Raw genomic sequence first — 18250 nt, forward strand, 5'->3', positions numbered from 1 at the left:
ATCGGCGCTACGAACGCTCGTGTTTGACGGCGGCGCGGCGCACAATGCGGGCATGAACGAAGACACTCAAGACCTCGCGGACGGCGCCGCCGTCCCGTTCGCCCGGCTGACGCCGGAATGCATGCTCGACGCGATCGACAGCGTGCTGGCTAGCGCCGGCGCGCGTACCGACGGCCGCATGCTGCCGCTCAACAGCTACGAGAACCGCGTCTATCAGGTCGGCATCGAAGATGCCGCGCCGCTCGTCGCGAAGTTCTATCGGCCGCAACGCTGGTCAGACGCCGCGATCCTCGAAGAACATGCATTCGTCGCGGAGCTTGCCGCGCGCGAAATTCCCGCCGTGCCGGCGCGCGTGTACGAAGGCCGCACGCTGCACTCATTCGAAGGTTTTCGCTTTGCGCTGTTCGAGCGGCGCGGCGGCCGCGCGCCTGAACTCGAGCAACGCGACACACTCGAGTGGCTCGGGCGCTTTATCGGCCGGATTCACGCGGTCGGTCGAACCCAACGCTACGCGGAGCGGCCCACGCTCGACATCGCGACATTCGGCTACGAGTCGCGCGACTTTTTGCTGACGCAACGCTTTGTGCCGGAAGACCTGCGCGAAGCGTGGCTCACCGTGGTGAACCTCGCGCTCGAGGGCGTCGAGCGGGCGTTCGAGCGTGCGGGAGAGATCGCGCCGCTGCGCATGCACGGCGATTGCCATCCGAGCAACGTGCTGTGGACCGATGCAGGCCCGCATTTCGTCGATTTCGATGACAGCCGGATGGGGCCCGCCGTGCAGGATTTATGGCTGTTGTTGCCGGGTGAGCGCGGCGACGCATCGCGTGCGTTGACTGATCTGTTGGCCGGCTACGAGGATTTCTGCGAATTCGAGCCGCGCGAGTTGCATCTGATTGAGGCGCTTCGTACGCTGCGGCTGATTCACTACTCGGCGTGGCTCGCGCGGCGTTGGAACGACCCGGCGTTTCCGGTTGCGTTTCCGTGGTTCAACACGCAGCGTTACTGGGAAGACCGCATTCTCGAACTGCGCGAGCAGATCGGCGCGATGCAGGAAGGGCCCCTGTGGCCGGTTTGATCTGTGTCGCGCGACCCGCTCCGCGGCGCGTTCGACTCACGGCGCCTCGGCGATGACCTTCTTCGCGCTCCGGGACGCGGCGCCACGCGCACCACTTCCGGTGGCGCTCGAAGCACTTGCAGCACCCGAGGCGCTCGCGGCGCCTGCCGCACCTGCGCGCGCGACGCCCGGCAGCGTCGATTTGACGATGACCTCCGCGCGCACGTCGCGGCCGATCGTCTCGATGCCTGCGCGCATCTGCGCAAACTCGTCCGGTGAGCACACTTCGCTAGTAAAGCGCGTACTGCCGTCGCGCGTCATGGTGACGACATTGGCGTCGGGATCGTAGTGATAGGTCGAGCGGAAATCGACGAAGCGGTCTTCGGTGTGCGCGGCCTCCGGCATGTCGAGCACGCGGAAATTGGCGGGCAGTACGATGCGCGCGCGCTCGTGGAGCTCGACGTTACGGCAGACGAAGGGCTGCGTGCGCTGCCGCTCGCCGAGCCAGTACCGGGCATCGGACTGAAAGCCGCCGACGAAGCTCGTCAACGCGGGAATCGATGCGGCCGCGCCGGGCATCACGAAGTCGTCGAGCGAGCCTTTCATCGTGATGATCAGAGGGCCGCTGGCGGCGTTGAGTGCGTTAGTCGACAACGTCGCGTTACCGGTCAGGTTGGCCGCGCGCAACTCGCCCTGAATCGCTTCTTCACGCTGCGCGGGTGTTTGCAGGCGCAGCATCGTGCGCCCTTGCTCGGCGGCCCAGCCGGTCGCTTGCAGACGGTAGACGAAATTCGCCGAGCCGTCGGCCGCGATGGTGATCGACAGGTCGGTGTTGCGCACCATCGACGCGGTTGCTGGCGTGCGGCCGAGTACGCCCTGATCGACGAGGACCGTGGGCCGGTCCATATCGGTCGACGGCAGATAGCCGAATTCGACGTTCGGCGCGGTCGAGTCCGCATAGAGCTGCAGGTCCGGCAGCCACGTGATGACGTGATTCACCACGCCGAAACCGGGCACCGACGGCAGCGTATAAACGGTGCCGCTGTTGATCAGCGCCGGCTCGTTGTGTATGCCGACCGCACTGAGCAGCGCGCCGTATAGCGCGACATGGTCCTTGCAGTCGCCATAGCGCAGCGCGAGGATATCGACCGCGCGATGCGGCACGACCGCGCCACGTCCGACGTTGACGGCCACGTAGCGGATGTTCTTGCGGACCCAGTCGTACAGCGTTTTCGCTTTGGCTTGCGGCGTGCTGTCCTTGTCGGTCAGCGTGCGCGCGAGACCGACGATGGCCGGGTCCGATGCGCTCGGGTCGACCGCCGACGACTTATACGTGGCCGCAAAGGCCGCGTAATCGCGGAAGGTCGACACCATCAGCCGGTCGCCATAGCTGACGTATGAAATCGAGCCGTATTCGAGTCGTCCGAAGCGCGCCTTGTCGTAGCGGAACTCATAGCGTGTGCGTCCGTCGCGGGTGCGGGGCGGCTCTTTGACGAAGCCGCGGGCGTCCGCGTAGAGCGGCATGTCGGCGGGCAAATCGTAGATCAGGCGGAAGTTGTGGGTTGGCGCGAGATCGGGCGGCGTGAAATCGCTGAACGAGCCGGGCACGATCGGCACCTGCTGCGTCTTCCGGTACTTCAGGTGAATGCGGGCGCCGGGTTCCACCGCAGGAAACACGATGACCTTTTCGAGGATGTCCTGAAACATCGGTGCGTCGAACGAGCGCGCCTCCTGCACGTCGTGAATCTGCCCGGGCTGCACGTCGTGGCGCACGCCGTCGGCGCCGATTGTGTATGCGTCGATCACGTCGACGCTCGCCATGTTGCGGTTGAACCAGATGTAATGTTGCGCGACGCGCGCGACGCCGGCCTCGGTGTTCACGCGCAGCGTCAGTTCGTCGAGCTTCACATACGAGCCGTCGGCGTTGACGGTGAACGTTTGGGTCTCCTGCTCGTTCGTGTACGGTTCGACGGGATTGGTCGGGCCGACCGCGGAACGCGACACCGGCTCGTTCGCGATGCGTTCGGTTACGCCACGGGCGCCGGCATCGGCGCGGGGACCGTCAGCGTCGCCGCTGGCGCCAGTGGCCCAGCTACCCGCGGCGCCGGCGCCGGCGGTCCAGAGGCTGGCCGCGATAAAGACGAGCACGAGAGGACGCATGGGATCGTACGCGAGCGCGCTGACGGATTGCGGGTTGAGCGGACTTCACACTTAAAAGGCCCACAAATCGGTTGTCAAGCGGGGAACGTACGTAGCCATCACATAGACTGATGCGATGCTTAATGCATGCCGACTGCCTGCGACCGGCAGTCTTCGCTATGACCTGGCGCTCAGCACGCCGAAGTTGCTGATCTTCACTTCCCCTTCAGGAAAACGCGCGACGAGTTCCAGCTCACCGCCGAGACCACGAATGTGGTCGCGCAGCGTCGAGATGTACATATCAGTGCGCTGCTCGACCTTCGCAATGCTCGGCTGCTTCACGTGCAGCACGACTGCCAGCTCTTCCTGCGACATGCCTCGAGCCCGGCGCAGCTCGTTCAATGCCATTTCGGCCATCAGACGGTTCGCCTTGTCATTGGAGCGGGCTTGAGACTCGGGCGACATCCTCGCCCGCAGTTCAGCAAATTTCCTGGCCATGTTCGACTTCCTCCAAGTTCGATTGCGCGAGATGCTCGCGATACAGCGCGTCGGCGCCGGGGACATTCCGCTCGTACCAGCGAGCGTCGCCGGTCTTGTCGCCGCCCATCAGCAAAATGGCGGTGCGGGTGGGGTCGAACGCATACAGCACGCGCAACGGCCTGCCGTCATGCTGGACGCGCAACTCACGCATATTTCCGTAACTCGAGCCCTTGACCTGACTCGAATGCGGATGCCGCAAGTACGGACCGTGCGCCTCGAGCAGCCGTACGGATGCCGCGACTGACTCCTGTTCCGATTCACTCAAATCAGCCCACCAGTCACCGAACGTGTCGGTGTATTCGACGTCCCAGTTCATAAAAATATAGCCCCTGAAGAATATTCCGTCAATGGAATGATTGACCGGAATACTCACGCGCAACGGTCCCGTTGCAGAGAGGCTCATGCTAGGGACGTTGCGATCAAAGAGGCAGTCAGCCGAATGGCTAACGTTGAGCGGAAGCGGAAGGGAAAACGGAAAAGAAGATGACCGGCCGCGGCATCTCGCGCGGCCGGATCGAATCGCGCGTTACGCGTCGCGTGTGCTGAATTCGGCAGGCATGCCGCACACCTCACCGCCGTTTGCGGCGATTTCACGTGCGGCCTTCGCGCCTTCGACTTGCAGCAGCGTTGGCAGTGATACGCCATTCTTCGCCGCCGTGACTTCGGCGAGAATCGACACCGCGATTTCAGGTGGCGTGCGGCTGCCGATATAGATACCGACCGGACCATGCAAGCGCGCGAGTTCGGTATCCGTCAGATCGAATTCCTTCAGCCGTTCGCGGCGCGCCGCATTGTTGCGCCGCGAGCCGAGCGCACCGACGTAAAACGCCGGCGTCTTCAGTGCTTCCATCAGCGCGAGGTCGTCGAGCTTCGGATCGTGCGTCAGCGCGATCACGGCGCAGCGTTCGTCGAGCTTCATCTCGAGCACGGTGTCGTCGGGCATCGTGCGCACGATTTTCGTACCCGCCACGTTCCACTCGTCCGTGTATTCTTCGCGCGGGTCGCAAACCGTGACCTGATAGTCGAGCCCGACCGCGATATTGCACAGGTAGCGCGAAAGTTGCCCGGCGCCGATTACCAGCATCCGGTAACGCGGCCCATGAATGGTCAGCAGGCGCAGGTCGTTGAAGTCGACACCGTCGGTGGCTTGCGCGGCGCCGTAGTGAACCGCGCCGGTCGTCATGTCGAGCGTGCGCGCGACAAGCCGCCCGTCCTCGACCGCGTGGCACAGCTCGGCGATGCCGCTTTGCTTGCTGAGCGGCTCGAGCACCAGCTGGATCGTGCCGCCGCACGGCAAACCGAAACGGTGCGCTTCTTCGGCGGAGATGCCGTACTTCACGGCTTCAGGATGCGTCTGCTCGATGCCGTGACGGCGAACCCGATCGATCAGATCGTCTTCGATGCAGCCGCCTGATACCGAGCCTACCACCAGCCCATCGTCGCGCACGGCGAGCATCGCGCCTTCCGGCCGCGGCGATGAGCCCCACGTCTTGACGACCGTGACCAGCAACGCACGGTGACCTTCGTCGAGCCAGCGCGCACTGGATTTCAGGACTTCGAGATCCACGCTGTCCATGATTTCTTCCTCTTCGGTTCGGCGCCTTCGGATGAGGCTTCCGTTGCGCCGGTCTGTTCGTCTGCCTGCTTGTCGGATGTCGACGAGGCATCGCTTTCAGCGGCCGCGGCGCCTTCGCCGCCCCCCATCACCTGCGCGCTGAAGCGCTTGAAAAATTCGCCGGCGAGCTTGCGTGCCGCGCCGTCGACGAGCCGCGAGCCGATCTGCGCGAGCTTACCGCCCACTTGCGCGCTCGCCGTGTAGGTAAGCATGGTCGCGTCGTCGCCATCCGGCTCGAGCTTTACATGCGTGTTGCCTTTGCCGAAGCCCGCTGCGCCCCCCTGGCCTTCAAACACAATCGTATACGTATGGGGCGCGGCGATGTCGGTCAGCAGCATACGCCCTTTGAAGCGCGCCTTCACGGGACCGACCGAAGCTGTCAGCGACACCGTGTACGCGTTTTCGCCGTCCGCATCGATGCTGTCGCAACCAGGAATCGACAAGCGCAATATTTCGGTGTCGTTCAACGCTTCCCATGCACGCTGTTGCGAGATGGGCAGCTTATAACTTTCTGTCAGTTCCATTGCGTGCCTCCTGCGGGGATCGTTGTAGGTGATGCGCGGCGAGGAGCCGGCGCTGTCGTGTCGCCGTCATGTCGCCGACATGCGCGCGAGCTGCGCCAGATCGCGTCCAAATGCGCTCAGACTGTCGAGATTATGAACCGGCCGGTGCGCGTCCACATGCGGCAGGATCGCCTGTACGCCGCGCGCTTTCGGCGCGAACTCGCTATAGCGTAGCAGCGGATTGAGCCAGACGATGCGGTGTGCGAAGCGCCGCAGACGGGCCATTTCAGCGGCTAGAAGGTCGATCGCTTCGTGATCGAGGCCGTCGGTGACGAGCAGCACCGTTGCCCTGCCGGTCAGCACGCGGCGTGCCCAGCGCCGGTTGAATTCGGCGAGCGCCGCGCCGATCCGCGTGCCGCCGGACCAGTCGACCACCTGGTCCGCAAGCGCTGCGATCGCCACATCCGGGTCGCGCTCACGCAATGCGCGCGTCGCATTCGTCAGACGGGTGCCGAATAAAAACACTTGCAGCCGTTCGCGCGATTGCAGCAACGCGTGGCAGAAGTACAGCACGGCGCGTGAGTAGCTGCTCATCGAGCCGGAAATGTCGAGCAGCAACACGAGCGGCGGTTTGCGCTCCACCGCGGCGCGATATTTCCATACCGTCCAGTCGCCGCCTGCTCGCACCGCGTGGCGCGCGCTCGCGCGCAGGTCGGCGTGCGTGCCGCGCGATGCGGCTTTCAGCCGGCGTGTGCGTTCCATCGCGAGCGGCAGCCGGTGACTGCGAATGATATGGCGCAGCGTGCGCCATTCGTCGGCCGTCAGCGTATCGAAGTCGCGGTGACGCAGCCGTTCTTCGGCGCTGAACGTCACGTGTGCGTGCAGCTCGTGCTGTTCCATCGGCGGTGCGTGGCGCTCGCGATGCTGTGCGGGTGGACGTGCGGCGAGCGCGTCGGCGAGGCGGTTGTTGCGTTTGGGCGGCGGCATCGTAGTGCCCACTTTCGGCAGCAGTAGCGCGCGCATCTTGCCTGACCAGTCGGGGTCGCGCCAGAACAGGTCGAAGGCGGCGTCGAACAGATCCCGTTCGTCAGGTGCGCGCACGAGCAGTGCAGCGAGCGCAGCGTGCACGTCGTCGCGGCGGGCGACGCCGATGCAGTGCAGCGCTTCGAGCGCATCGACCGCCTGCGCGGGGGACATCGGCAGACCTGCGGCGCGCAAGAGGCGCACGAAGTGCACGACGTTGCGAGCGAGCATCGGGAACGCTTCGATGCGGGACAGGCTCGTGGTCCCGACCGCGGCGTTCACGAACCGCGCCGGGTCTTGCATGCCGCCGCTCGTGGCGCGCCCGGTGGTCGCGGCGGCATCCTTGTCCGGCGTCGTGTCCATCGGCGTCACTCCGCTGCGGCGAGGCATTGCGCGATCTGTTGCGGGTCCATTCGCGCAAGATCGTCCTGATACTTCAGCAGCACCCCCAACGTATCCTGCACTGACTGCGGATCGAGTTCGACAACGCTCAGCGCGGCCAGCGCGCGACACCAGTCGATCGTTTCGGCGATGCCCGGCGCCTTGAACAGGTCCATGCCGCGCAACTGATGCACGAAGCCCACCGCGTGCCGCTGCAGCGCGTCACTGGTTTGCGGTGCGCGCGCGGCGACGATCGCGAGTTCGCGCTCGCGTTCCGGGTAGCCAATCCACTGGTACAGGCAGCGGCGCTTCAGCGCATCGTGCACTTCGCGCGTGCGGTTCGACGTCATCACGACGAGCGGCCGCTGCTGCGCGCGCACGGTGCCGTACTCCGGAATCGACACCTGAAAGTCGGACAGCAGCTCGAGCAGGAACGCTTCGAACGGTTCGTCCGCGCGGTCGATTTCATCGATCAGCAGCACGCGACGCGCGCCGGGGTGATGCTCGTCAGGCATCAGCGCTTGCAGCAGAGGGCGCTTCAGCAGGAATTCGCTACGGTATAGCGTGTCATTGCCGGGCTTTTCGCCGGCGGCTTCGGCGACACGCAGCGCCATGATCTGTCGCGGGTAGTCCCATTCGTATAGCGCGCTCGCGGTATCGAGGCCCTCGTAACACTGCAACCTCAGTAGCGACGTGCCGAGCATGCCGGCCGCGGCTTTCGCGAGTTCGGTCTTGCCGACGCCGGGCTCGCCTTCGACGAACAGCGGGCGCTCCATCCGCAGCGCGAGAAACAGTGCGGTCGCGAGCTCCCGGCTCGCAAAGTAGTCCTGGTCGGTGAGTTGCGCGAGTGTGTCGTCGATCGAAGCGGGTTGCATGGTTTTTTCGGGCTCGCGTGCGCTCGGTGCGGAAACGGAACGGCCCGGACGCGCCGAGCCATGCATCGGCAGACGGTCGGGCGCGAGCTTGCAGCCCGCGCCTCGCCCGCGTCTAACCCTTCGCCCGTTCCACCGCCCGCGCGGCCAGGATCGGAATCAGATGTGCACGATATTCTGCGCTCGCGTGCAGATCCGTGTTGAGGCCGTCCGCCGACACTGTCACCGCGCGGGCCGCCGCCGGTGAGAAGTCGGTCGATAGTGCCTGCTCGAGTTCAGTCACACGAAACACCGACGGCGCCGCGCCGGTCACCGCGACCCGCACGCCGCTCGCCTGCTTCGCGACGAACACGCCGACGAGCGCGAAGTGCGACGCCGGGTTCCTGAACTTTTCATAGGCCGCGCGTTCCGCAAGCGGAAACTCGACCGAGACGATCAGCTCGTCGGGCGCGAGCGCCGTCTCATACATGCCGACGAAAAAGTCTTCGGCGGCAATCCGGCGTCGATCGGTGACGACGGTGGCGCCGAGGCCGAGCACCGCGGCGGGATAGCACGCGGCCGGATCGTCATTTGCGAGCGAGCCGCCGATCGTGCCAAGCGCGCGCACCTGGCGATCGCCGATATGCGCGGCAAGGTCGGCGAGCGCAGGCAGCGCGCGGCGCACGTCGGCATGGCTTGCGACGTCCGCATGACAGACCGCGGCGCCGATCGATAGCGTGTTGCCGTCCGCGCGGATTTCCTTTAACGCCGGAATGCGCGTGACGTCGATCAGCTTCGAAGGCTGTGCGAGGCGCAAGCGCATCGTCGGCAGCAGGCTCTGGCCGCCGGCCAGGAATTTCGCTTCGCTGTCCGCGGCGAGTGCCGACACCGCGGTTTTCGGATCGGCCGCGCGTTGATAGTCGAACGTGTACATGTGGGCTCCTCCGCTCAGGCGCGTTGTGAAGGTTGTGCGGCTTCTATCGCGGACCAGATCCGATGCGGCGTCGCCGGCATCTGCAGGTCGGTCACGCCAAGCGGCGCTAGTGCATCGATGATGGCGTTGATCACCGCCGGCGGCGAGCCGATCGCGCCCGCTTCGCCGCAGCCTTTCACGCCAAGCGGATTGTGTGTGCAGGGCGTGCCCTTCGCGGTCTCCACGGTGAAGTCCGGCAGATCGGACGCATGCGGCATCGCATAGTCCATATACGAGCCCGACAGTAGCTGACCGGTTTCGTTGTCGTACACGCAGCGCTCGAGCATCGCCTGGCCGATCCCTTGCCCGAGCCCGCCATGCACCTGCCCTTCGACGATCATCGGATTGATCACGTTGCCGAAATCGTCGACCGCGGTGAAGCGTTCGATCCGCGTCTCCCCTGTGTCGACGTCGACCTCGACTTCGCAGATATACGCACCGGCCGGATACGTGAAGTTGGTCGGATCGTAGAACGCGCTTTCGTCGAGTCCGGGTTCGAGCTTGTCGAGCGGATAGTTGTGCGGCACATAAGCGGCGAGCGACACGTCGGTGAAGGTCTTCGTGCGATCGGTGCCGGCCACGCGGAACGTGCCGTCCTTGAACTCGATATCGTCAGGCGACGCTTCGAGCAGATGCGCGGCGATCTTCTTCGCTTTCGCTTCGATCTTGTCGAGCGCTTTCATGATGGCCGAGCCGCCGACCGCGATCGAGCGCGACCCGTAGGTGCCCATGCCGAACGGAATCCGGCCGGTGTCGCCGTGCACGACTTCGACGTTGTCGATCGATATGCCGAGCCGGTCCGCGACCACCTGCGCGAAGGTCGTCTCATGGCCCTGGCCATGGCTGTGCGAGCCGGTGAACACGGTGACCGAGCCGGTCGGATGCACGCGGATCTCACCGGCTTCGAACAGGCCCGCGCGCGCACCGAGCGCGCCGGCGACGTTCGACGGCGCGAGTCCGCATGCTTCGATGTAGCACGAGAAGCCGAGGCCGCGCCGCTTGCCTTTCTGTTCCGATGCTTGCCTGCGCGCGGCGAACCCTTCGACGTCCGCAAGCTGGATCGCGCGCGCGAGAAGCGTTTCGTAGTCGCCGGTGTCGTACGTGAGGCCGACCGGCGTCGCATACGGGAACGAACGGATAAAGTTGCGGCGGCGCAGTTCGGCCGGATTCACATTCAGTTCGCGCGCGGCCGTCTCGACCAGACGTTCGACCACATAGGTCGCTTCGGGGCGGCCTGCGCCGCGATACGCGTCGACCGGCACGGTATTCGTGAACACGGCTTTCACTTCAGCGTAGATCGCGGGCGTCGCGTATTGGCCCGCGAGCAGCGTCGCGTATAGCACCGTCGGCACGCTCGACGCAAACGTCGACAGATACGCGCCCATATTCGCGATCGTATGAACGCGCATTGCGAGGAACTTGCCGTCCTTGTCCATCGCGAGTTCGGCCTTCGTCACGTGGTCGCGGCCGTGTGCGTCGGACAGGAACGCCTCGGAGCGCTCCGCAGTCCATTTGACCGGGCGCCGGACCTTCTTTGACGCCCATGTCACCGCGACGTCCTCCGCATACAGGAAGATCTTCGAACCGAAGCCGCCGCCGACGTCCGGCGCGATCACACGCACCTTCGACTCCGGCAGCGCGAGCACGAACGCTGCCATCAGCAGCCGCTCGACGTGCGGATTCTGGTTGGCAACGTACACGGTATAGCTGTCGTCGTGCGGCGACCACGCGGCGTTCACCGCGCGCGGCTCGATCGCATTCGGCACGAGCCGGTTGTTGACGATGTCGAGGGTTGTCACGTGCGCGGCTTTCGCAAAGGCCGCGTCGGTCGCCGCCTTGTCGCCATGGCCCCACGTGAAGCAGGTGTTGTCCGGTACTTCTTCGTGCACAGCCGGCTGGCCGGCATCCGCGGCATGCGCGGTGTCGACGTTTGCCGGCAGTTCGTCGTAGTCGACTTCGATCAGTTCGAGCGCGTCCTTCGCCGCGTTGATCGAGTCGGCGATTACCAGCGCCACCTGGTCGCCGACATGGCGCACCTTCGTATGCGCGATCACCGGATGCGGCGGTTCGTTCATCGGCTTGCCGTCGACGCTGTGGATCAGCCAGCCGCACGGCAGACCGCCGACCTTGTCCGCCGCGAGGTCCGCGCCGGTGAAGATCGCGACGACGCCGGGCGACTGCTTCGCCGCGGTCGTATCGATGCTTTTGATGCGCGCATGCGCGTGAGGCGAGCGCAGGAACACCGCATACGACTGCTGCGGCAATGTCACATCGTCGGTGTATTGGCCGTTGCCGGTCAGAAAACGCGCGTCTTCCTTGCGTTTGACGGAGGCGCCAATCATGCGATGGGTTTCGGGTGCGTTCATTGTCGGGCTCCTCAGGCAGTGGCCTTGGCGGCGTTTTGCGTGGAACCCGCGCCGGCCTGCATCGCGGCCGCGCCCTCTACGATCGCTTTGACGATGTTGTGATAGCCCGTGCAGCGGCACAGATTGCCGTCGAGTTGCGCGCGCACGTCGGCTTCGCTCAGTTGCGGGTGCGTCGCGACCAGTGCGGTCGCGCTCATCACCATGCCAGGCGTGCAGAACCCGCATTGCAGCCCGTGACAATCCTTGAACGCGGCCTGCATCGGATGCAGTTCGCCGTTCTTCGACAGTCCTTCGATGGTCGTGATGTCCGCGCTATCGGCCTGCGCCGCGAGCATGTTGCACGATTTGATCGCGCGGCCGTTCAGGTGGATCGTGCACGCGCCGCACTGCGCGGTATCGCAGCCGATGTGCGTGCCGGTCAGCCGCAGCTGATCGCGCAAAAATTGAACAAGTAGTGTATTAGGCTCGACGTTCGCGGTAACGGGCGCGCCGTTCACCGTCAGACTGATGCTGATCGCCATGAACTGTCTCCTTTGCGACCGGAGTTAGCGCTTTAGCGCTCACTCCGGTCCCACGCCGTATTGCTCCCGGTTGGCGCTTTGGCGCTTACCAGGACTTATGCGGCGGTCGACCGGAGTTAGCGCTTCACCGCTTACTCCGCTGCCATGCGGGTGGGGATTGAGACCGGCACGAGCCCACATTCACTACCTACCGCCTGCCTGCTGAGGGTCCGGCTCGGTTGGTGCTATTAGTGATTTGCGACGCGAAAAGTAAAGCACAAATCTCCCGGGGCGGCTATCGGGGGAAATCGTCGCGGTCCTGAAGAAGGCGCGGTTCGAGCGCTCGAACGGGTGACGGGCGCAGCATGAGAACGGCGCGCCGCTTCACGCTGCGCGCCGTTCTCACGGGTATGAAATGGATTGAAAAGGAGCGTCTGCGCGCGTTGTCCGCTTTAGTGCGGATGCACACCATGCGCGAGTTTCGAGCGGCGGCGTGAGTAACCGAAATAGATCGCGAGGCCAATCGCGATCCAGACCACGAACGCGGCCCACGTGACGCCTTCGAGGTTCACCATCAGGAACAGACATGACGCGACGGCGAGCGCCGGCACGACCGGCACGCCAGGGCAGCGGAACGCGCGCGGCAACTCCGGGTGCGTGCGGCGCAGGATCAGCACCGCGATCGATACCATCGAAAACGCCGACAGCGTGCCGATGTTGATCAGCTCGGCGAGCACATCGAGCGGCACCAGCGCACCGATCGTGCCGAAGAAGAGCCCGCAGATCCAGGTTGTCAGGAATGGCGTGGCGAAGCGCGGATGCACGCGCGACAGCGCGGCGGGCAGCAAGCCGTCGCGCGACATCGCGAAGATGATGCGGGTCTGGCCGTATGCCATCACGAGAATCACGGTCAGCATGCCGAGCACGGCGCCGAGGTCGATCAGGCCCGCGACCCAGTTCTGTCCGGCCTCCTGCAATGCAAAGGACACCGGATGCGAGATATGCGCAAACCTGGCGGACGGCACGATGCCGGTGACGACCGCGGCAACCGCGACGTACAGCACCGCGCACACGCCCAGTGACGCGATGATGCCGATCGGCAGATCGCGTTTCGGATTCTTGACTTCCTCCGCCGCCGACGATACCGAATCGAAGCCGATAAACGCAAAGAACATCACCGCGGCCGCGCCGAACACGCCCGGCCAGCCATTGGGCATGAACGGGTGCCAGTTCGCCGGTGTGACGTGGAACACGCCGACTGCGATCACCAGCAGCACGACGATCACCTTGATCGCAACCATCAGATTATTCACGCGCGTCGACTCGCGCACGCCGATCGACAGCAGCGTGGTGATGGCCATCATCACGAGGAACGCGGGCAGGTTGAACAGTGTGACGTGGCCGGGCAGCGCGCCCGGCGCCGCGGTTAGCGCGACCGGCAGCGAAATGCCGAAGCCCGCGAGCAGCGACTGCAGATAGCCGGACCAGCCGACTGATACCGCTGACGTAGCCAGTCCGTATTCGAGCATCAGGTCCCAGCCGATGATCCACGCGGCGAGCTCGCCCAACGTCGCATAAGAGTACGTATAGATCGAGCCGGCGACGGGAATCGTCGAGGCGAACTCCGCGTACGCGAGCGCCGCGAAGCCGCACGCGATCGCGGCGATCAGGAACGAGATCATCAGCGCCGGGCCGGCCTGAACCGCGCCGGTGCCGGTCAGCACGAAGATGCCGGTGCCGATAATGGCGCCGACACCGAGGAATGTGAGATCAAGCGCACCGAGCGCTTTCTTGAGGCCGGCGCTTTGCGCGCCGGCGATCATATGCTCGACGCTTTTCTTGCGGAATACAGACATTAACGAAGGGTCTCCAGTGCAGCGAGTCGACCCGAGCGGGCGCGTCAGCACGCGCTCCGGTCCGACGCCAGGCAAGTGCGCGCGGCGCGCGCAGACTGCCGGGGAACCTTCGATTTTAGCTGATGCGCAATAGGTGATTTCGCGATGACTTCCGAGCGCTCAGCAGAACCTTCGGAATGCAGACCGGGACCGATGCGAGGCTTCGCGCGGGAGCGGGACGTCGCGCAAGGCCTCAGGCGGTCATCGCGGGATTCAGATCGACGAGCCGGTTCGTCATCACGTAGAAGGTGAGCTCCGCGTTGTTGCGCAGCTTCATTTTTTCAAGCAGCCGCGTGCGATACACGCTAACCGTCTTCACCGACAGTGACAGCGCAACTGCGATATCGGTGAGCCGCTTGCCGGACGCGAGCATGCACAGCGTCTGATATTCGCGGTCGGACAGCTTTTCGTGCGGCATCTGCTCGCCGTCGAACGACACGTAGTTCGCGAGCGCTTCGGCCATCGCCGGGCTCACGTACTTGCGGCCCGCGGCGACCTGCTGGATCGCGGCTATCATCTGCGCGGCGTCGATCGTCTTCGACAGATAGCCGGCGGCGCCCGCCTTCAGCGCGCGAACCGCGTACTGGTCTTCGCGATACATCGAAAACATCAGCACCGGCACGCGCGGCACCTTGCGCTTCAGGCGTTTGAGCACCTCGACGCCATTCAGGTCGGGCAACGAGATGTCCAGCAGGACCACGTCGTACGGGTGCCGGCTGGCCTGCATCAGCGCTTCCGCGCCAGTCTGGGCCTCCGCGACTTCATGTGCGACACCGCGGTCAAGCAGCAACTGGCGCACGCCCTGGCGAACCACGGCGTGATCTTCGGCGAGGAGGATGCGCAGGTTCATCGTCGCGTCGTGATCATTCATCAGCGTGCGGCGCGGCGCCGCACGTTGGGTTGGGGGGTGGACAGCAGCGCGCGCCATGCGAATCGCGCGTGAATCGCGGTGCCCGGTCGTGCGTTTCGCGCGTTCGGTGTGGGCTGCTGCGGCCGGCACGCATTCGCGACGCTGAGCTCGCCATCGAATGCTTCGCAGCGTGCGCGCATGCCGGACAGACCGAAGCGTTGTTCACGCTGACGGGATGTGCGCTTCAGGCCAATCCCGTCGTCGGCGACGACCAGAATCAGATGTTCGGCGTCGGTCTCGAGCCGCACGTCCGCGCCCGATGCGCGGGCATGCTTTGCGACATTGTTCAAGGCTTCCTGCGCGACGCGGAAAACCGCCAGTGCGGCATCGCCTGGCAGGCGCGTCAAACGTGCGTCGGCGGCGCACACGAAGCTCGTGCGCAGGCCGGTGCGCGCCGCGAAGCTGCCGGTCCATTGCGACAGCGTGTGCACGATCCCGCTGTCGAGCGCCGGCGGATGAAGCTCGTCGATCACCTCGCGCGTCGCGCTGGCGACCGCATCGAGCGAGCGCCTGGCGACTGCGAGCGACGCCGCGCATTGCGGCGGCGCACCGGCGGGCAGCCAGGTATCGATATTGGCAAGTGCAAAGCGCGCTGCGGTGAGTTCGGCGCCGGCGTTGTCGTGCAGTTCCTGCGCGAGATGGCAGCGCGCCGCTTCGTGCGCATGGGCGACCTCAGTCGCCAGTTCGCGCACGCGGGCGCGCAGCCGCTCAATTTCGGCGAGTTCGGCTGACAGCGGGGCGAGGTCAACCGCGCGGCGCAGGGCAGCATCCGCGCCGGCCGGTCGCGTGCCGGCAAGGTGTCGCGATGCGGCGCGCGCATCGTCGGCATCGCCTGCGATCGAGTCAGGCGTGTGTGCGCCGATCAGTACCACGGTCGACGTATCCATGCTTTCCCTGTCAGAAAATTGCCTGGCCGGCGAACCGGCTGTGTGTCGACAATGCAAATACAGAAAAACGCATGCGAACCCTTGGCCTCCCAGACGTGTCCGGCTCCGGCTTTGCCTTGACGGACAATCGCTACGCGGGGGCGTAACGAAATTTACATTCGGTAACAACTCGACGACATCCCGATCGTAGGTGCCGTGTAGGGGTACTGCGCCGCGATCATATCCTAAAAAAAGAAAAATATGCAGGCACAGCAAGGCCTGGCGCGTAAATTCCACCCTTCAAATCCCATTTCCCAGGGCGAGATTTGTAGGAAAAATGCTTACAGGTCATAGACGTTCCGGTGTGTCAATTTGTAACGTTTGCCCGTGCGGCATGACACAGCAGCACATCATGCGTTTTGGTTTATCCAAATTGCATGATGCATAAAGCAAATAGAAGGGAAAAGGCGTGGACGTAAAAAAAGACCGGGAATGTCCCGGTCTTGTTGTTTTTACGTCGAGTGCGGCGCGGTAGCTGCAGGCGCGGGCTTGACGAATATCAGCCGACGAACGCCTTTTCGACCACGTAGTGGCCCGGCGCATTGTTGCTGCCTTCTTCGAAGCCCAGGTTGTCGAGCAGCTCGCGCGTGTCGCGCAGCATATGCGGGCTGCCGCACAGCATCACGCGGTCATTGTCCTTCGAGAAGTGCGGCAGATCGAGGTCCGCGAACAGCTTCTGCGTTTCGATCAGCTCGGTAATCCGGCCGCGGTTCTCGAACGCTTCGCGCGTGACCGTCGGGTAGTACACGAGCTTGTCGCGGATCAGCTCGCCAATGTGCTCGTGCGCCGGCAGATGGTCGGTGATGTATTCCTTGTACGCGAGTTCGTCGACGAAGCGGCACGTATGCGTGAGCACGACCTTGTCGTAGCGGTCATAGACGTCCGGGTCCTTGATGATCGACATAAACGGCGCGAGGCCCGTGCCGGTCGACAGCAGCCACAGCGTTTTGCCCGGCAGCAGATTGTCGGCCATCAGCGTGCCGGTCGGCTTCTTGCCGATCAGCACCGGGTCGCCAACCTTAAGATGCTGTAGACGCGATGTGAGCGGGCCGTCCTGCACCTTGATGCTGAGGAACTCGAGATTCTCTTCGTAGTTCGCGCTTGCCATGCTGTAAGCGCGGATCAACGGCTTGCCGTCCACCTCGAGGCCTACCATCGTGAACTGGCCGTTTTCGAAGCGGAACGACGCATCGCGCGTGCAGGTAAAGCTGAAAAGCGTATCGGTCCAGTGGTGGACGCTCAGGACGGTTTGTGTATTCAGGTTGCTCATGGCTTCTTGGATGAGGCAGAAACTGCGACGGCCTGATCGAAACTGAACGGCCGACACGGCGGCGCGCGACCCCCTGATCGTTATAACGGGGACATGCCGCGCAGGAAAATAATGCGTAATCCGCTATTTTACCGCGATACCGATTCGCAGGCCGGCGGATGGTCACGGTGCTACCGCGACCGGTGCGCGGCGGCGACGGCCACAACACTTACGGTGCGGTCGCACGGACCTGGTGCGGGGATCGCGGCGACGCGCTGACGCATGAAGCGCACCGCCCGGTATGCGCGATGACAGCCGCGAACGCGTGCTTGCCGGACAGGCGGCGCGCGCAACGCTACGCGCTGCTGCCGCGCGGATTCGAACGGCGGACCGCGTTCGGCGCTGCGGCGCTGACCGCATGCGCACCGACTCGGCCAACGGGTCACGCGATGATACCGAAACCGGCCGCGCGCCGGTGTATTGACCCTGCTCGCGGAACTGGAACCAGGAGCGGCAGCCCCGGACCGAAACCACTCTCGCGACTGGGGAAAGATGACCGCGCGTGCGCGAGTCGATCGCCGTTGCGTCGCCCGGCTTTCGTTTCGCCTAGCGGTCAGCCGCGAGTTTCGCGCCGAGACCGATCAGCGCCGCGCCGCAGAGCGCGTCGAACGGCCTGCGCAGTTTCCGGTATCCGCGCTGCGTGCGCTCGGTGCCGAACATCAACGCGACGCTGCCGTACCACCCGGCCGACAGCAACGAGATCATCGCGATCACGATCGCGCAGAACCAGACTGGCGCGTGTGCCGGCATCATCGTCGCGAACACGCTGGTCCAGAATGCGCAGGACTTCGGATTGGTCAGGCAGGTGACGAGCCCGGCGCGCCATGCGCGAAAGTGAGCGCCGGCATCGTCCGCTAAACGCATCGACGGCGTTGCCGATGTTGCGGGCGTGATGCTGTCACCGCTGCGCGCGAAGCTCGAACGCAGCAGCCTGAAGCCGAACCAGACGAGATACAGCGCGCCGGCGATGCGAATGCCGTTGTACACCCAATCGATTCTTTGCAGCACTGTCGCGAATCCGAGCATCGCCAGTGTTGCCCAGATGGTCGACGCGGTTCCGACACCGAGCGCGGACGCCGCGCCAAGCCGGCGCCGCCCGGCCAGCGATAGTTGCGTGATCATGAAAAAATTGGGACCCGGGCTCATCGCCGCGAGCATATAGACGACCGCAATCTGCAGCAGGACGGGAAGATAGGGATGGCTATGCATTCTGAACAAGGGTGCGCCAGAAAGATCGGCAAATGTGCGATCTTACCTGTCCCGCG

At 64.5% G+C, this 18250-nt stretch carries 16 protein-coding genes; 1 reads left to right on the forward strand and 15 read right to left on the reverse strand.

All coding sequences use genetic code 11. From position 1 onward, the window contains the following. The first annotated feature begins 52 nt into the window (after positions 1–52). A complete protein-coding gene (locus BX592_RS15075) occupies positions 53–1075 on the forward strand; it encodes a serine/threonine protein kinase (RefSeq protein ID WP_134192630.1) in 1023 nt (340 codons plus the stop codon). A gap of 36 nt (positions 1076–1111) precedes the next feature. Here the strand turns inward: BX592_RS15075 and BX592_RS15080 are convergent, their stop codons facing one another. From BX592_RS15080 to BX592_RS15150, 15 genes are all read right to left on the reverse strand, one after another. Continuing rightward, positions 1112–3214, reverse strand: a complete 2103-nt coding sequence (locus BX592_RS15080) for a DUF3857 domain-containing transglutaminase family protein (RefSeq protein WP_134192631.1) — start codon at positions 3212–3214, stop codon at positions 1112–1114. Between the two features lie 156 nt (positions 3215–3370). Further along, complete coding sequence (locus tag BX592_RS15085; protein WP_134192632.1) at positions 3371–3691, reverse strand: helix-turn-helix domain-containing protein; 321 nt, start codon at positions 3689–3691, stop codon at positions 3371–3373. After that, positions 3672–4049 carry a type II toxin-antitoxin system RelE/ParE family toxin gene (locus tag BX592_RS15090; protein ID WP_134192715.1) on the reverse strand — a complete coding sequence of 126 codons (378 nt, stop codon included), beginning with the start codon at positions 4047–4049 and terminating at the stop codon, positions 3672–3674. The genes BX592_RS15085 and BX592_RS15090 overlap by 20 nt, the downstream gene beginning before the upstream one ends. Before the next feature lie 210 nt (positions 4050–4259). After that, on the reverse strand, positions 4260–5309 hold the full coding sequence (locus BX592_RS15095; RefSeq protein WP_134192633.1) for an XdhC family protein: 1050 nt from the start codon (positions 5307–5309) through the stop codon (positions 4260–4262). Beyond that, positions 5282–5872: an SRPBCC family protein gene (locus BX592_RS15100; protein WP_134192634.1), complete on the reverse strand. Its 591-nt coding sequence runs from the start codon at positions 5870–5872 to the stop codon at positions 5282–5284. Before BX592_RS15100 ends, BX592_RS15095 begins: the two co-directional genes overlap by 28 nt. A gap of 66 nt (positions 5873–5938) precedes the next feature. Next, a complete protein-coding gene (locus BX592_RS15105; protein WP_243849555.1) occupies positions 5939–7105 on the reverse strand; it encodes a vWA domain-containing protein in 1167 nt (388 codons plus the stop codon). 137 nt (positions 7106–7242) lie between these two features. Further along, positions 7243–8130 carry an AAA family ATPase gene (locus tag BX592_RS15110; RefSeq protein ID WP_134192635.1) on the reverse strand — a complete coding sequence of 296 codons (888 nt, stop codon included), beginning with the start codon at positions 8128–8130 and terminating at the stop codon, positions 7243–7245. A gap of 112 nt (positions 8131–8242) precedes the next feature. Then, positions 8243–9040: an FAD binding domain-containing protein gene (locus BX592_RS15115; protein WP_134192636.1), complete on the reverse strand. Its 798-nt coding sequence runs from the start codon at positions 9038–9040 to the stop codon at positions 8243–8245. A 14-nt stretch (positions 9041–9054) separates the two neighbouring features. Beyond that, positions 9055–11445, reverse strand: a complete 2391-nt coding sequence (locus tag BX592_RS15120; RefSeq protein ID WP_134192637.1) for a xanthine dehydrogenase family protein molybdopterin-binding subunit — start codon at positions 11443–11445, stop codon at positions 9055–9057. 11 nt (positions 11446–11456) lie between these two features. Continuing rightward, positions 11457–11966, reverse strand: a complete 510-nt coding sequence (locus tag BX592_RS15125) for a (2Fe-2S)-binding protein (protein WP_134192638.1) — start codon at positions 11964–11966, stop codon at positions 11457–11459. Positions 11967–12397: 431 nt separating this feature from the next. After that, a complete protein-coding gene (gene bcaP / locus BX592_RS15130) occupies positions 12398–13801 on the reverse strand; it encodes a branched-chain amino acid transporter BcaP (RefSeq protein WP_134192639.1) in 1404 nt (467 codons plus the stop codon). Positions 13802–14033: 232 nt separating this feature from the next. After that, entirely contained in the window at positions 14034–14690 is a 657-nt protein-coding gene (gene rqpR / locus BX592_RS15135; protein WP_134192717.1) for a response regulator transcription factor RqpR, read from the reverse strand. A gap of 20 nt (positions 14691–14710) precedes the next feature. Continuing rightward, on the reverse strand, positions 14711–15637 hold the full coding sequence (locus tag BX592_RS15140; protein ID WP_134192640.1) for a sensor histidine kinase: 927 nt from the start codon (positions 15635–15637) through the stop codon (positions 14711–14713). A 538-nt stretch (positions 15638–16175) separates the two neighbouring features. Beyond that, positions 16176–16946 carry a ferredoxin--NADP reductase gene (locus BX592_RS15145; RefSeq protein ID WP_134192641.1) on the reverse strand — a complete coding sequence of 257 codons (771 nt, stop codon included), beginning with the start codon at positions 16944–16946 and terminating at the stop codon, positions 16176–16178. A gap of 585 nt (positions 16947–17531) precedes the next feature. After that, on the reverse strand, positions 17532–18194 hold the full coding sequence (locus BX592_RS15150) for a LysE family translocator (protein WP_134192718.1): 663 nt from the start codon (positions 18192–18194) through the stop codon (positions 17532–17534). Between the last annotated feature and the right edge of the window lie 56 nt (positions 18195–18250).

The organism is Paraburkholderia rhizosphaerae (assembly GCF_004366595.1).
GTDB classification, from domain to species: Bacteria; Pseudomonadota; Gammaproteobacteria; order Burkholderiales; family Burkholderiaceae; genus Paraburkholderia; species Paraburkholderia rhizosphaerae.

What these genes read in the sequence shown, in the direction of transcription:
- BX592_RS15110 (WP_134192635.1), bottom strand. Translation starts at nt 8,130, where the DNA reads ATGCAACCCGCTTCGATCGACGACACACTCGCGCAACTCACCGACCAG.
- BX592_RS15080 (WP_134192631.1), bottom strand. Translation starts at nt 3,214, where the DNA reads ATGCGTCCTCTCGTGCTCGTCTTTATCGCGGCCAGCCTCTGGACCGCC.
- rqpR (WP_134192717.1), bottom strand. Translation starts at nt 14,690, where the DNA reads ATGAACCTGCGCATCCTCCTCGCCGAAGATCACGCCGTGGTTCGCCAG.
- BX592_RS15115 (WP_134192636.1), bottom strand. Translation starts at nt 9,040, where the DNA reads ATGTACACGTTCGACTATCAACGCGCGGCCGATCCGAAAACCGCGGTG.
- BX592_RS15120 (WP_134192637.1), bottom strand. Translation starts at nt 11,445, where the DNA reads ATGAACGCACCCGAAACCCATCGCATGATTGGCGCCTCCGTCAAACGC.
- bcaP (WP_134192639.1), bottom strand. Translation starts at nt 13,801, where the DNA reads ATGTCTGTATTCCGCAAGAAAAGCGTCGAGCATATGATCGCCGGCGCG.
- BX592_RS15075 (WP_134192630.1), top strand. Translation starts at nt 53, where the DNA reads ATGAACGAAGACACTCAAGACCTCGCGGACGGCGCCGCCGTCCCGTTC.
- BX592_RS15085 (WP_134192632.1), bottom strand. Translation starts at nt 3,691, where the DNA reads ATGGCCAGGAAATTTGCTGAACTGCGGGCGAGGATGTCGCCCGAGTCT.
- BX592_RS15105 (WP_243849555.1), bottom strand. Translation starts at nt 7,105, where the DNA reads ATGCTCGCTCGCAACGTCGTGCACTTCGTGCGCCTCTTGCGCGCCGCA.
- BX592_RS15095 (WP_134192633.1), bottom strand. Translation starts at nt 5,309, where the DNA reads ATGGACAGCGTGGATCTCGAAGTCCTGAAATCCAGTGCGCGCTGGCTC.
- BX592_RS15090 (WP_134192715.1), bottom strand. Translation starts at nt 4,049, where the DNA reads ATGAACTGGGACGTCGAATACACCGACACGTTCGGTGACTGGTGGGCT.
- BX592_RS15145 (WP_134192641.1), bottom strand. Translation starts at nt 16,946, where the DNA reads ATGAGCAACCTGAATACACAAACCGTCCTGAGCGTCCACCACTGGACC.
- BX592_RS15140 (WP_134192640.1), bottom strand. Translation starts at nt 15,637, where the DNA reads ATGGATACGTCGACCGTGGTACTGATCGGCGCACACACGCCTGACTCG.
- BX592_RS15125 (WP_134192638.1), bottom strand. Translation starts at nt 11,966, where the DNA reads ATGGCGATCAGCATCAGTCTGACGGTGAACGGCGCGCCCGTTACCGCG.
- BX592_RS15100 (WP_134192634.1), bottom strand. Translation starts at nt 5,872, where the DNA reads ATGGAACTGACAGAAAGTTATAAGCTGCCCATCTCGCAACAGCGTGCA.
- BX592_RS15150 (WP_134192718.1), bottom strand. Translation starts at nt 18,194, where the DNA reads ATGCATAGCCATCCCTATCTTCCCGTCCTGCTGCAGATTGCGGTCGTC.